At 42.2% G+C, this 14718-nt stretch carries 13 protein-coding genes and 1 pseudogene; 3 read left to right on the forward strand and 11 right to left on the reverse strand.

Translation table 11 applies throughout. From position 1 onward, the window contains the following. Nucleotides 1-205: 205 nt before the first annotated feature. The gene (locus ACR9FF_RS24620; RefSeq protein ID WP_435165783.1) at nt 206-1621 is read left to right on the forward strand and encodes an alpha/beta hydrolase family protein; all 1416 of its coding nucleotides are present in this window, start codon (nt 206-208) and stop codon (nt 1619-1621) included. Between the two features lie 125 nt (nt 1622-1746). Here the strand turns inward: ACR9FF_RS24620 and ACR9FF_RS24625 are convergent, their stop codons facing one another. The 5 genes from ACR9FF_RS24625 to ACR9FF_RS24645 form a co-directional block, all read right to left on the reverse strand. Next, nucleotides 1747-3576 (reverse strand): ABC transporter ATP-binding protein, encoded by a 1830-nt coding sequence (locus ACR9FF_RS24625; protein WP_435165786.1) that lies wholly within the window; start codon nt 3574-3576, stop codon nt 1747-1749. Further along, the gene (locus tag ACR9FF_RS24630; protein ID WP_435165789.1) at nt 3551-5398 is read right to left on the reverse strand and encodes an ABC transporter ATP-binding protein; all 1848 of its coding nucleotides are present in this window, start codon (nt 5396-5398) and stop codon (nt 3551-3553) included. The genes ACR9FF_RS24625 and ACR9FF_RS24630 overlap by 26 nt, the downstream gene beginning before the upstream one ends. 93 nt (nt 5399-5491) lie before the next feature. Further along, on the reverse strand, nt 5492-6790 hold the full coding sequence (locus ACR9FF_RS24635) for an aminotransferase class I/II-fold pyridoxal phosphate-dependent enzyme (RefSeq protein WP_435165792.1): 1299 nt from the start codon (nt 6788-6790) through the stop codon (nt 5492-5494). A 159-nt stretch (nt 6791-6949) separates the two neighbouring features. After that, entirely contained in the window at nt 6950-7447 is a 498-nt protein-coding gene (locus ACR9FF_RS24640) for a 2,4'-dihydroxyacetophenone dioxygenase family protein (protein ID WP_435165795.1), read from the reverse strand. A 748-nt stretch (nt 7448-8195) separates the two neighbouring features. Further along, complete coding sequence (locus ACR9FF_RS24645; protein WP_435165798.1) at nt 8196-8474, reverse strand: hypothetical protein; 279 nt, start codon at nt 8472-8474, stop codon at nt 8196-8198. Nucleotides 8475-8893: 419 nt separating this feature from the next. Here ACR9FF_RS24645 and ACR9FF_RS24650 point away from each other — a divergent pair, with 419 nt between their 5' ends. Both ACR9FF_RS24650 and ACR9FF_RS24655 read left to right on the forward strand, forming a co-directional pair. Beyond that, nucleotides 8894-9988 (forward strand): stalk domain-containing protein, encoded by a 1095-nt coding sequence (locus ACR9FF_RS24650; RefSeq protein ID WP_435165801.1) that lies wholly within the window; start codon nt 8894-8896, stop codon nt 9986-9988. A gap of 100 nt (nt 9989-10088) precedes the next feature. Beyond that, nucleotides 10089-10241 (forward strand): annotated as a pseudogene (locus ACR9FF_RS24655) (arsenic resistance protein); the annotation flags it as partial. Between the two features lie 215 nt (nt 10242-10456). Here the strand turns inward: ACR9FF_RS24655 and ACR9FF_RS24660 are convergent. The 6 genes from ACR9FF_RS24660 to ACR9FF_RS24685 form a co-directional block, all read right to left on the reverse strand. Beyond that, nucleotides 10457-10864, reverse strand: coding sequence for a hypothetical protein (locus tag ACR9FF_RS24660; protein WP_435165804.1), 408 nt, complete (start codon nt 10862-10864; stop codon nt 10457-10459). Between the two features lie 71 nt (nt 10865-10935). After that, nucleotides 10936-11412 carry a hypothetical protein gene (locus tag ACR9FF_RS24665; protein WP_435165807.1) on the reverse strand — a complete coding sequence of 159 codons (477 nt, stop codon included), beginning with the start codon at nt 11410-11412 and terminating at the stop codon, nt 10936-10938. 229 nt (nt 11413-11641) lie between these two features. Next, nucleotides 11642-12400: a WD40/YVTN/BNR-like repeat-containing protein gene (locus tag ACR9FF_RS24670; protein ID WP_435165810.1), complete on the reverse strand. Its 759-nt coding sequence runs from the start codon at nt 12398-12400 to the stop codon at nt 11642-11644. A 189-nt stretch (nt 12401-12589) separates the two neighbouring features. Then, complete coding sequence (locus ACR9FF_RS24675) at nt 12590-13048, reverse strand: hypothetical protein (protein ID WP_435165813.1); 459 nt, start codon at nt 13046-13048, stop codon at nt 12590-12592. Then, entirely contained in the window at nt 13026-13847 is an 822-nt protein-coding gene (locus ACR9FF_RS24680; RefSeq protein WP_435165816.1) for a hypothetical protein, read from the reverse strand. Before ACR9FF_RS24680 ends, ACR9FF_RS24675 begins: the two co-directional genes overlap by 23 nt. Nucleotides 13848-13871: 24 nt before the next feature. Then, nucleotides 13872-14318 carry a hypothetical protein gene (locus ACR9FF_RS24685; RefSeq protein WP_435165819.1) on the reverse strand — a complete coding sequence of 149 codons (447 nt, stop codon included), beginning with the start codon at nt 14316-14318 and terminating at the stop codon, nt 13872-13874. Between the last annotated feature and the right edge of the window lie 400 nt (nt 14319-14718).

Genomic DNA, 14718 nt, shown 5'->3' on the forward strand with positions numbered 1-14718 from the left:
CAGCCTTTACAATTTGCAATTATTGGCGAAAGAGAATTAAAAGAAAGCACCCGGCTTTGCAAGCAAAGCTGGGCGCTTTCTCAGTCTGTACATATTTTTTTGGGGGAAAAATAATATTACACTATACTATAATGACCAATAAAGTTTGGAGAAAGGGCAATCCTTACATGAACCATGCCTTATATATAAGCCCTACCATGGAGCAATGAGAATTTGGGAATCCGTTCTGCTTATTATGCTGACCATTAGCACGATGACAATGAATCGAAATCAGTCTTACTTACGCGTCTTTTGTATGCTTCTGCCCGTTCCCATGATTGTTCATTTATTAACCGAAGGATATCGCTGGCAAATGGTTCCTTCGTATTTATTCGCTTTCTATTCGTTTGTGACCGCTGTTCCGGGATTATTCAAGCGAAAGCGCATGTCCCCCATCCGTATGGGATTGATACCCTCACTCGGATTGCTGCTGATGTGCTGGGCATTGCCTTATTTGATACCCGTTCCTTCGCTAGAGGTTCCGTCGGGAAATAACCCGGTCGGTACAGTCATGTATCACTGGATTGACACAAGCAGGCCCGAGCAGACTATGGAGAAGACGGATAAATACCGTGAGATGAACGTTCAAATCTGGTATCCGGCACAAGTCAAAGGAAGAATACAGCAGGCTCCGTATATTCCCGAACTAACCGGCTTGAGCCATTACATAAACCAGCGCTTGCATATTCCTTCCTTCTTGCTGAGCTACATGCGCCTTGCGAGGACGTATACCTACATGGATGCCGATATGGCGAATAATCAAAGCCTGTATCCAGTCGTTATCTTTTCCCATGGTTGGACAGGCGCACGGTACGCCTATCATTATCTAGTCACGGATTTAGCTAGCAAAGGTTATGTGGTAGCCGTAGTTGAGCACACCTACGGTACGCTTGCGACTGTTTATCCCGACGGTCGGATTATGTCCCAAAAAGCTCCTTCGGAATTTCAACTTCCGGCTTGGGACCGTATCATCGATAATGTTTGGGCGGAAGACGACAGCTTTGTGCTGGATCAGTTGGAAAAGCTGAACGAGGGAATTATGGATAAACGGTTCAACCATCGTCTAAATCTGGAGGAAACCGCAATTGCCGGCCATTCTTTTGGCGGGGATGATGCCCTTGCCGTGCTTCGCAAGGACAAAAGGTTCAAGGTGGGAATTAGTCTGGACGGCTCCTTTTACGGAAGTACACAGACCCCGCTTTCCGCGAATCAATCTTTTCTATGGATGTGCACCGATAATTATTTGAATGGGCTAGGTCTGCCGGAACCAAGCGACAAGCAGTTGTCGGAAGAAGGGATACAACGAGCCGTTTATAATGACTGGATAGACAACTTCTATCGCAGAAAAGACCAAGCGATATCCGAAGGCGGTCAAATTTTGCAGCTTAAAGGGATAAAACATTCAAGCTTCTCGGATTTTTACATGTACTCCCCTTTTCTGAAGTGGAAAGCCAAAGCACCGGATCCGAAGCAAAGCCATCGACTGATTCTGAAATACGTCGAGTTATATCTGGAACAGTATCTAAAGGGACATCCATCGGGAGGAAGGTTCGAAAACGCAATGGCTTCCGCCTCAAATTAATGGAATTAAATTCTAAAGAAAAGAGCCCTTTTGCTGTAAAGGGCTCTTTTCTATGCTGATAGGAATAAAACGATTATTAATTAAGCAGCTATGAGCATCAAGTCATAGCCGCTGTGCAAAACCTTTTATGCCCCAACGTAATACTGAGCCTGCGCATTCCACAGCTCCGCGTATTTCCCGTCCCGTTCGGCTAGGAGCTTGTCATGGGAACCGCGTTGAATTAGCCGGCCCTCGTGAAACACGGCGATATCATGACAGAATCGGCAGGAAGAGAGCCGGTGCGAGACGAAGATCGCCGTTTTACCGCCGATTAATTCATTAAACCGGGAATAGATCTCGAACTCCGCGATCGGGTCCAGTGCCGCCGTAGGTTCGTCTAATATCACGAAAGGCGCGTTCTTGTACAGCGCCCTTGCAAGTGCCACCTTCTGCGCTTCCCCTCCTGAAATCTCCACGCCGTCGTCAGAGAAATCCTTATGAAGGTAAGTATGAAGCCCTTCCGGCATGTTGCTTACCTTTTCGCTCAGCCCCGCCATAATAAGCGACTCCTCCGCCAATGCCGCGTCATAACTCTCGGATGCGGCAACGTTATGGCCAAGGGAGAACGAATACAGTTTAAAATCTTGAAACACAACGCTGAATACGCCCATATATGCCGAATAGTCGTACTCTCTGATGTCGATGCCGTTTAACGTGACAACGCCCTCCGTAGGCTCGTAAAGCCGGCATAGCAGCTTAATCATCGTCGTCTTGCCGCTGCCGTTCAACCCCACGACGGCAAGACGCTCGCCGATATTGAATTTCATGCTAAGGTTCTTAATGGCGTAATGGTTAGAACCAGGATATTTGAACGAGACGTCACGAAACTCAAATTCTAGTTCTTCTTGCGGGATTTGTCTGCCGCTGGCGCTATTTTGCATGTTGTCCGGCAGGTCAAGATACTCGAACACAAGGCTCAGATAAGGGTTGTTGGTTATAAAATTGCCCACAACGGAGACCAGCTTGGCGAGCGCGCCTACAACGCCGGTCACTGCGCCGATGTACTGCACCACGCTGCCTAAAGGATACATGCCATAGAGCGCCCTCAGGCCGATAAAGAGATACACGCAGCCGCCTAGTACGGCATTCATAGCCGCTGCCAAGGCGTTGTTTTTTCCGACCAGGTTAAAAATGCGGTACCAGTACTCCGCTCCAACCGATTTATTGTAATGATCCTCTATCGCCGGCGCCTGTTTATAGAGTCGAATGTCCTTGGCGGCATTCTTTGCCTGCATGTATTCGTTGAAGAAATCCACATAGGTATTTGCCTTCGGGTTATCCTCGAACACCTTCTTCTGAATTCTCTCCTCCCTCTTTTTGATTAAATAAGTGAAGGGAATCATGGACAGGATGAGGAGAATCAGCAAAACGGTAGCATACGGTGAGGTTATAAACGTCTGCTCGTAGGAAGAAGCGGACGTGAACATCCCGATAACCAGTATGATAGATAAGATCAGTTCAAAAAGAGGCTGCAATAGTTCCGGCAGACTGTAATGCAGGCGCAGAAGGCCAAGCCCGTTTCCGTTCGACTTCGCTTCAATATCCGCTAACCTCTCATTATTCATCGTATCTTCCACTTGATCGTAGTTCAGCTGCATGTACCGGTTGCCCAGGAAGAAGTAGAAACGCGCCCACAACGTGCTGTTTAAGGTCGTGATCCGTCGGTTAACCGCGGCATTGATAGCCGAACCGGCAAAAGCAAGTCCTACTGCGAGTACGGCATACAGCGTAATGCGCCCGGTGTCGCGCTCGCCGGCCAGCTCGTTGATGATCTGGGCGGATAGGAAGAGCACCATTAAGGGCTGAACCGCTTTAATAAAGGAGGAGGCGACGGTAAGCGGAATGTAGGTTGGCGTTAAGCGATTTACGATGCCGTATCCTCGGACCAGGTTACGCCAGATGGAACGCTCCTTCATGATCGGTCACCTCCCCATCCTTATAATAATGAGACTGCACGTTAAACATCTCGGCATATTTCCCGCCATATCTCATGAGCTCATCGTGCGTGCCGCACTCGGCGATGCCGCCGCCGTCGATTAATAGAATCCTGTCACAGAAGCGCGTGCTTGCCAGCCTATGAGAGATGTAAATCGATGTTCGCCCTGCAGTCAGTTCGGCGTATCGCTGGTAAATCTCGCTTTCGGCGATCGGGTCAAGCGCAGCGGTAGGTTCATCCAAGATGATAACCGGCGCGTCTTTGTACAGCGCGCGCGCAAGCGCAAGCTTCTGCTTCTCACCGCCCGAGAGTTCGATAGCGTCAGCATGCACCCGGCGTACTAGAAGCGTGGATTCCCCTTTCTCAAGCCCTCTAACCTTATCCATAAGCCCGGACATGACGAGACATTTCTCTACCTTCCCGTAGTCCGTCTCTTCCGGGGACTGCTGCGAGATATTGCCTGCAATATCACAGCAGAAGAGATGAATATCCTGAAATACCGTTGAAAAAAGCGAAAAATATTCGTCTCTGTTATAACGCGTGATGTCGACGCCGCCGAGCGTAATCTCCCCGCATGTCGGCTGGTAAAGTCCGCATAATAACTTAATAAGCGTCGTCTTGCCCTCTCCGTTCGCTCCGACAATGGCGATGCGCTCCCCCGGCTTGATCTCGAAATCGATGCTTGAAAGGGTTGGTTCTTTTGCATCCGGATAGGTATATCCGACGTTTTTTAATATAATCGCGGGAGGAACAAGATCGCCGGAAGGCAGCGCATGGCCGGGGCTGGTATTCGAAAGATCGGGAACATCCAGATAATCTCGTATGTCCGACAGCTCGCTTAAGGCACGAATCAGCTCGCTTGCGCTGGTCAATATACCCGACAACCAGCCCGCAAATGCCCCGATGGCGGCGAATACGAGGACGAAGCTGCCCAATGTCATTTCGCCGTTCAACAGCAAATAAATGAGAAACGCGTACGAAGCACCGTCACGAATGAGACTAAGCGCCGCATCCGATAACTGAGCTTTCATATCTCCAGTCGTTACCTTTTGCTCCTTATCGGTTGAGGAACCGAGTACGTTTTGAAAAATACCACGGATTAAGCTGCCAAGATCATAGAGACGTACGTCTTTACCGCCGGACGGCTCTTTCGATACCTTCTGAAGATACCAGAGCTTTCCTTGAAGCTTTGACCGTTCTTCTCGCGTGTCCCTCTCAACCTTACGTGCACGGGAGAGCGCAAGCCAATTGATTCCGGCAGAAATGGCCAGCAAGAGAATAATAAGGGGATGTACCGAGACGATAACTGTTCCGTATACAAGAAAACCCAATACGTTCATTAGAAGCTGCGATAGGTTTCTCGGTATGTTGGAGGCGGGAGAGTGATTGCTCTGCATGGCCCGCCACGCCTTCTCGCCCCGTTTGGCGTATCCGGGGCTTTCCAGCACCTCGTAGTCCATATTTAGATGCTTATGCATGACGGTTTGGAGGTGCTTCAATATGCTGATGGTACCTACGGATTCATGGGTAATGAGATCCGCGTAGCTTTTAGCGCTGTTAAGCGCGGCCAGGAGAAGCGCCATAAGGCCTACCGACAGTATAAACTCGCTTGGCGTGACTCCCGCAGTGATATTGTCGATGACAATTTTAGGCATATAGATGCTTACAAAAGGCACGCCGACGCCAACAAGCGCCGAGACGGCACAGCAAATGAGCGTAAGCGGCCTCGCCCGCCAATGCAGCTGCATAGAGTACATGATGTTTGACCACGCGGAGTACGCAGCTTTTTTCTCTGTTGACACTCTAAAACCTCCTAAAAAGAATTGTTTGAAGAGTACTGTCGAAATCAGCATTGCACACGCATGGATATCAACCTATCAAGCAATAGAAGGTCATCAAATACCGCCAGCCAAAATCTTTTTTATGCTTATTAATTGAACGCATACGCATAACACTTTAATCGCTAACTCGAGTTCCTTAATTGAAGGGAAAGTTGGCGCTATTCGAATATTCCGATCTCTCGGATCTTTTCCATAAGGATATGTAGCACCTGCGTTCGTTAATGTGACCCCGATTTGGGCTGCCATATTTACAACTTCTTTTGCACAACCGTCCAACGTGTTAAGACTAATGAAATAGCCGCCATTGGGCTTATTCCATTCGGCAATATTTTTCCCGCCTAAATCCACCTCAAGCTGATGTAAAACCAAATCAAATTTAGGTTTAATAATAGCAGCCTGCTTCTTCATATGAACATTCAAATAATCCAGACTTCGCAGGAAACGAACGTGCCGAAGTTGGTTTATCTTATCCGGACCAATGGTTTGAATTCCAAGCTGTTTCTTTATAAAATTCACATTTTCTTCGCTGGATGCTATCATCGCAACGCCTGAACCAGGAAACGTAATTTTGGAAGTAGAGCTAAACATATAAACGCGGTTCGGATATCCTGCAGTTTTGCAAGCAGCGAGGATATTTTTCAACTGATCGGGCTTATCGGTTAAATGGTGAACTGTATATGCATCATCCCAAAATATGCGAAAATCCCTTGCCTTTGTCTTCATGCAGGCGAGCCTATCAACTATCTTATCGGAGTAAGTGATTCCATCAGGATTACTATACTTGGGAACACACCAAATACCTTTTATGGAATCGTCGTCACTTACAAGCCTTTCAATGGTATCCATATCCGGGCCATCTTGATTCATGTCTATGGTTATCATCTCAATATTTAAGAGTTCGCAGATTGCGAAATGCCTGTCGTAACCGGGACTCGGGCAAAGAAATTTAACTTTCGGGAGTTTCCCCCATGGCATTTCGCCTTCGCTGACTCCGAATAGCATCGCTCTGGAGAGAGCATCGTACATCATATTCAGGCTGGAATTCCCACCGATAATGATTTCTTTGGTACTCACCCCAAGCATTTGAGAGAATAATTCCTTCGCTTCGTCTATTCCATCAACTCCCCCATAATTGCGGCAGTCTATACCATCCCTAGCTTTTATTTGATCGTCAGATTTCAATATATCAAGCATTTCCATGGAAAGCTCAAGCTGTTCAGGACAAGGCTTCCCTCTGGACATATCCAATTTCAGATTCTGATTCTTGTACTCGTTGTATTTTCCCTGTAACTCATGATAGAGATCCTTTAGTTCATCTGTACCTAATTTCAAAAAATCGGTTCCAAGATTCATTTCCCCACTCTCCCACACATGCGTTTTGAAAATTATACCATATTCAATAAAGATAACTGCCCTATGGTTCAATAAAAAGGAGCAGTTGCTGCGTTTAGCAAACTGCTCCTGAATTTGAACTAACGTTCCCCGATAGTTGAACGGATTATCTGCAGGTCCTTAATAAATCAAGTCTTCTCTGGCTTCAATCCCCTGCAATTCGCAATAAGCTCTATACTTATTAAGAATGGTATAAATATCGTCTTGACCAACAATTTGATCATTCTCATCAAAGTACTGAAGAGCTCCTCCTAATATAAACAGAGTTACTACTTCTTCGTTTTCTGTTACAAGGGTATGAATGTCACCAGGCGGCTCAAAGATAAAGGTTCCAGGTCCAGCAACCCATTCTCGCCCTTCATATCTCCACTTCCCCTGAATATTATAGCCAATTACCGATCCACCAGTGTGTCTATGTCTTCCCAAAACCTGATTACACTTAATTTTAAATAAGTAAATCCATGTTCCGGTATTTAGATCAAAACGTAATGGTTTGAAGTAGCAAGAGTGATTCTCAGTGAACGGGACCCAAGGTAAATCCTCAATGTTCACAATACGCTCTGGCAACTGAAATCTCTCTGCGAGTTTTATTACTGATTCTTCAATTAGAGGATTCATTAGTAGCACCTTCATTCAATTTGGTTAGTTCATATCATTCGATACCCCCCCTTATTTCACCTTTATTCCCAATACCTTCAATTACGTTAAACTGCCCTTTACTTCAACAAAGACCGGTAGCGGATCTCTGATCTGCTGCCAGTCTTTGTTTTAAACTAATGTTCCCAGTTAGTTCAATGAATGTTTCAATTTATATATCGTTGGAGAGCCACACAACTTTGAAAGGAGATTATATATCCCTTGCTTTAAATTCTTTTAAAACCCTACCTTTGTAAGTTGCTGTACCATATGTACGGACATTTATATTAGCGTATACTTTCGGATTTGTAACATTTAATTCGATTGTCTCGTTATTCTCATTTACTGCATATACTCTTCGAGACATATATGAATAATTAACTCCTTGAACTTTCTCTTCCTCTTTACTTAAAATGTAACAATTCATCTGGATAGGTTTAGACCCATAAAAAAACTTATAATGTAATAACATTATCAACAAGATCAAGATAACACCAAATATCACCATATCGTTCTCCCTCAATCATTAACGAATTCGATAACAATTTATGTGATATTACTTAAATTTTTTTTTGAATAACCTGATTTAAAGGAGATAGGTAGTAATAGCAACTTCCATAATACGGTACGTTAAAAACGATTAAAGGTTGCCTTTTTATTCAAATAAAAGCGGCAGATGATCCAATGATCTGCTGCCGCTGTGTTGATTGAACTAACGTTCCCAGTTAGTTTAATTCTTTGTCATCCGACCAAAGGTAATTTTATTGGGAGTGCTTTTTGATTGTTCGTAAACTTCTCTAATGTCTGGTACATTCTCCTTAGTAAGAATCAGTCCACTTATTACATTACTGGTAACAACTAGTTCATCCTTGGTGAATGTTTGCAGTTCTGGAATTAAGCTTTGGATCCTTCTTTTGAATACCTTTGATAATGCATCGCTTACCATTTTCATTTCTTTTTCAGTAAGCTTTTCACACTGATTTATAATTGTATTTATCATTTTGTTCATACCTCTCCGGCTCCACTTTGATCCGATTATTGTAGTCCTACCATACATACTTTAAACTACAGGTTTTGGTTGCAACAAATCCCCATTAATGTAATGAAGCAGCCGTTCGAAACCGGCTGCTTCATCTTCGTCGTTTGTTGAACTATCGTTACCCGTTAGCTTAAGAATAAACCTCAAGATAATTCTTATTACTTAACCATGTTTCATACCAAATTACCGAGCTGTACTAGAGAGTTTAGATCCAGTTTATGGTAAGATTATCTTAAAGGTAATTAGACTTTAGTAAGGGGGAAGCAATAACTTGAAGTACTAGTGTTGTGCTTTAATAACATTTAATAAACCCAAAGAAATACCTCGCTGTCTCAGGGGGGGAGTATCTTACTTAGTAAAATCAGAATTGAAAGGAATATTTAAAAACTATGAAGAATAAATGGATAATCATAATGCTCGTATTTGTCCTCGTTTTCCCGACTCCCGGTCTGGCATCTGGACAAAGTAGTTTAAAAGTACTGCTGGATGGAAAGGCGCTTTCACTATCTCAACCGCCTGTTGTAAAGAATGGAACCAATATGGTACCAGCTATTCCTGTATTAAAGAGTGTGGGAATGTCCATTGAAGCAGATACAAAGGCGGGAACGGTAAAAGCAAGCAAATCAGGTAAAGTTATTTGGCTTAAAATGGGAAGTAATATCACGACAGTTAATGGCATTGTTGTCTATTTAGAAGAGCCTGTTCAGACCGTTAACGGGACAACCATGATACCAGTGAAGTTTATCTCTGATGTTCTTGGGGCTCAACTTAAGGTAACGAAGGATAGTATTTCTATTAGTAATACGAAAAAGGAAACCATGTTTGATATCGATCCTGCTATTGTGGTATCCGCTAATTATGTTAAAAATGTAACGGATACCGACTATACTGAAGTAGGATTCACGGAATTTTACTATAACGTTTATAATGACGATATTGTAACGGCTAATATGACCATCAAGGGATTGAATGCTGGTAGCACGAAAAAATATAGTAGCAATGAGATAGTAAAGTCCAGGTATGCTAACGATAAAAATTATTTTTACATGGGAAGTGTCTTTTCTTATTATGTGGATGAGAGTCAGAACCGTCTGGATAATAAGAATCTTGAGAAGATTAATACCTTTTATCATTCGGACAATTTCCTTAATAAGACCTTTACAACTATACATGAAGGGCGAATTAAAGCGTCTCCAATTGAAATTGTAGATGTAGTCCTCCGTTGGAATAGTGATAATATTCCTCATTTCGTTTGGACGCTTAAAAACAAATCAGCTAAAGTAATTACCTACTATGATTTTGAGTTCTATTGCTACGATAAATACGGTAATCGTGCTCGTGTAGGCGCCGATTCGGTAAATATTAACTGGAAACCCGGCGAAATCATTACTGAGTCGTGGATACTTCAGCCAACGACGGATAGTGTGGGGCGTTTAATTTTAAATGAAGTGAAATTCAAAGATGGTACTAGTTGGACGTTTTAAGGATTTGCAAAAGGGGCCTAACTAAATAATCGGCAGTCCCCTTTTAAATGGTTTAGACTAGACGTTAGCTCTGGTAGAGCTGTTGTTCGGGAACACGTAATCCCTTGTGGTTCTTCCCCTTGCTCTAGCTTTACCTGAAAATTGGAGCACACTAGTAGTTGCAATTATTGTGACGCAAACCATTGTTGAGCTTGCTGGAGAACTTATCTATGTTCGTTTTGTTTCTAATGTGATTCTACGTGACAAAAGCTAATCAGGAGAATTCTGAATAATCAAAGGAGCCCCCAACTTGAGTGGAGGCTCCTTTGATTTTCTACGCTATCCTGCCCGTTAGTTGAGAAAACGACAGCTCATCATGTGATTAGCTGCCGTGTGCTGTCCTAGACTATCGTTCCCCGTTAGCTAATATCCGAATGAGCCGCTACGTAAATATGGTTTTATGCCATGTCCATACGAACTAATCACAATTCATTTATATTTACGTTCAGATATTCTTTGTTTTACGATTTCTCTAATCTCTACATCTTCATCGTCTCTCAGCATTTGAAGAATTTTTAGTGTTACTTTTTTATTTCTTGCAATAGAACTTCTTACTAGTGCTTCATGATCCAATGCTAATTTCATTTGAATTTCTTCTGTAATCTTGTTTTTTGAAGCAATCATGCTTCGAACTCGCCATTCTTCATGATCAGTTAGTATCCCAAGAATTTCATTTGACACTGTTTTATTTTGTGCTACCCAGAAAGCCATGTCGGGGTAATTTTTTATAATCTCCAGCCATGTTTCTGTTTTAGCCTCATCCCATGCTGCCTTTAGGTACTCTTCAGGATTTTCACTTGTTCTTAATTGATAAAACTCTTCTGCGGAATTAATCAAAAAACTCACCATCTCATTTATATAATTTTTGGCTGTTGCACTTGTCTTTATGGAGCTATCGTCAACTTTAATTAGAGTTTTTCTATAGCTTGCTTAATCATATTGTCATACTCAGAATTTTCTTCAGGATATTGAAAATGGATGACCAGTATATTGTTAGACTCGTACACAATAGGTTGATAAACAAAGTCAGTTGGGTTCGAAATCCTACGAAAATCTTTAAGCCCGTCAACTCGTTCTTTCTCGTTATTAAAAACGTAAATGTACACATTCGCAAGAAGCGCAATATCGACATTTACTTTATTATGAACTTCATCTGTGACATCCCCCATATCATAGGAATCTAAAGCATAAGTCTCAGCCTCTATATCATTGAGCTTATTATATGTTGACATTCTACTTTCTGGCTCGATTTGAAGTAGTTTTAAACCTTCGTTATCCATAGATTGAATTACGTCATCCAACGATTTATTATCATGACCACCAGCCGAACAGGCTGATAGTACAATTAACGAAACTAGAATTACAGATATGATTTTAAAATACATCTAATCATTTCTCCTCCCGAAATACCTAGCTCATTGACGCTGTTGTGTTTAAAGAGTTGCATTAATTATATGGTTATATTTCTACGCAATGAAGCTGCCGGTTCGCAACGGCAGCTTCATTTAGTTTATTAATTGAGCTAAAGTCTCCAGATAACTTAATGCCACAATGATTATATATGCTCAGTAGCTTTATCGGTATCAATATAAAAAAATCTGCAAGTTGTCTTCACTAGGATTTCCAAGTCTCTCCACCATCTGTTGTTTTAAATTCAACTGACTCTGTATTCGAGATGCCCACAAATTCAATCTTTAATGTTCCTTGCTTTGTATCTTTTTCATTGAAAATGGGAGGGTACGCATTACCGTATTGATATCCCTTAGGGATATCAATATTCTGAACACTCCAGCTTTTCCCTCCATCTTTTGTGTAATAAAGTGGCACCAATTCCGTTCCATGCTGGGTTGCTGCAACCCAGCCATTCTTGTCATCACTAAAAGTTACGCCTGTTACGTAACCATCTATAACTTGAGAAATGTCATTAACGAAGGCCCAAGACTTTCCGTTGTCTTTAGATTTATAGAGGGTCTTCCCCATTTGCCCAGCTGACGGTTCCGAAGCGAGCAGAAGCCAGCTAACATTTGAATTAGAAACAATTGAGGCAAAGATACTTTCTTTTACGACGTATTTTTCCCAGTCCTTACTAATCGGCACGTTTGATGTACCACCGTTTGTTTTTACAGTAAGGGAAGAAACACTGTTCCTATAAAGCACCAGTTGCTTATCTTGCGAATTTGATGAGAAGGAAGCCAGTAATCCATCCTCTTTGTGTTCGCTAGCTGTAGTTGGTTGGGTAGACATAACTGTTGATTGAGTAAAGGTCGGTTGAGATAGGGTCAAGGATGGATTTGAAGATTCACCTTTTTCTTCACTCGTACAACCAGATAACAAAATAAAGAAAACAATCAGCGCAATGGATAATTTTTTCACCAAAAGCACCTCCTTCTTATATGACTCACGAATCACCGGATTAGTTGCTCCTAATTGATTTGCAGATGATATTAAACTGCTTTTACTTCAACAACCAACCGGCAGCAGATCTCTGATCTGCTGCCGGTTGGTTGTTCTCAACTATAGTTCCCCCGTTAGTGTACCCATTAACTCTCGTTATTGGTACTGTTATACGCTGCGGTCAAGCAGATTCACTACTTCCTCTCGCGTGAGTGACATTTGTTTCATCATTAACTCAATCAGTTCTTCCGTAAAAACCATCTTTACATCCCCCCCGAAACGAGCTATATGCTCAGAATAGGCTTGCAGCGCCTCCTCCCTGACAATCGGGTGAATAAATGAAATATATCCAGTCTCTAACTCAAGATAATCCCGGCTAACTTCTCTTATACATGCTTCTATGACTGCTTCATTAATACCTTCACTCGGATACCATACTTCCAATGAACGAGGATACAAGCCACGCTCGTTGCGTGGCAACTTCTCATAAGGCAATTCATAAAGATCATCGTCTTCTGGACGGTCATAATAGTAGTGATAGCGGACCTCATCTCCAACAAGGAAAGCTTCCTGTAGGCTGCGATCAGTTTGATTTGAACTATCATTACCCGTTAGAGCACAATGCATCCTCAGTTTGGTCTTTCATTGCGCATACCATTTTAAAGAAAACATCTTCCCAGTCTAAATGTACATTTTCTATCGTATGGGTTGCAAAATGTAGCGTATCAAGCAACCATAATTCGATTCGCTTGCGGTTCTCCATAAACTTAATATTTTGTTCTGATGCGAAACGGGGTTTTGAACGGATGGATGAAATCCATACTTGCTGGTCGCGCACACTAGGTTGGGTTAAATAAATTAAGATTGGATTCATAGCAGCAATTTCATGGGCGATTCCTTGAATATGCTGCTCAATCTGGCTATCAGAGGCTTGATAATGTTTTAGCAAATCATGAATTTGATGCTGAAAAAACACCGCTTCAAGTACATAAACGGTATCGGTAAGGCTGGCAAGCTCGACGAAACGAGCCCAATGGCGTTGGATTAAATATGTAAACTCTGACTGCGCAACTATAGGCATTTCCGCCCAGCATAGCTCACGGGATTTCAACTCTGCATTGAGCGCAATTTGTCCGTTGAACTCCTTAACCCCACGATAGGGCAGTAAAAAATTGCTACCATCCTTTATAGCCCGTAAACTGATATCGTTAGCTAGGTTCGGATAACGTTCCAGAAATTCATTATATTCCTCTTCTCGAAAGAGAGCATGCCAGTTTAAGCTTGCTGGATGCCCTTCGGCACCTTCATCATAAAAAACAGACGATTTGCCTTGTTGTACAAGATAGTGATGCAATCGTTCCGCTAACGTTGATTTACCAGTGCCGCACAACCCTTCGACCAAGATTAACTTGCAATCTTTCTGCATGCAATTTCCTCCTAACGACAAAGTTTACTTTGAGATTCTGAAGATTGGAATACTCTTGTCACCCAGATTTTCGCATTTATCTAGCATATATTCATATGAGTCTGATTTTTCATTCAAGCTAATACTCTTACACTGATACACCTTTTTCCCTCTGTCATTCTCTGCACTCATACCATCTCTTGTATTATCAATTGTCCAAGTAATTTCTTTTCCATTTGAACGCACATCATATATCCAGTATCCCCCATCAATAACTGGTGGGATTAACATGAGATAGTCTCCATCACCATTATTATGTCGTTGAACCAACTCATTCAGTCTCTTAACATCCTTTTTGTCGAATCGGGTAAGGATAATGTTTTGTGTGTCATTCGTTGTCGAAGAATTATTTTGCGTAAGAGTTAAGGTTAGAATAATAACCAAAACCGCAATAATCCCAATTAAAACTCCGATTGTCAGCTTGGTATTCAATTAGGCCACCCCTTAATAACTACATTTTGAATATTGACGCATAATGTTCTTCAAAGTCGCGTTAAAACAAAAGCTGCAGTTGATCCTCCGATCTGCTGCAGCTTTATTTATTGAACTAAAGTGTCCAATTAGTTGAATGCTTATTTCTAATTATTAAGTTTATTTCCTGATTTTGCACATCAACAAATTTTACTAGTAATGCAATTTTGTTCTCAGAATTAATACGTTCCCAATAGTAGTCTGCTATTTCATCAATTGAGTCGTAGAGTGGTACTACCCTTTACGGTTAGGGCGTTTTTTAACTAATCAAACGCAGTTAGCAATTGGTGCGTATGCATAAAAAGTATTTATATACATTTAATCCCAAACCATAGTAAAATGAACGAAAACATTTTACCTA

Source organism: Paenibacillus glycanilyticus, assembly GCF_051200795.1.
Lineage (GTDB): Bacteria > Bacillota > Bacilli > Paenibacillales > Paenibacillaceae > Pristimantibacillus > Pristimantibacillus glycanilyticus.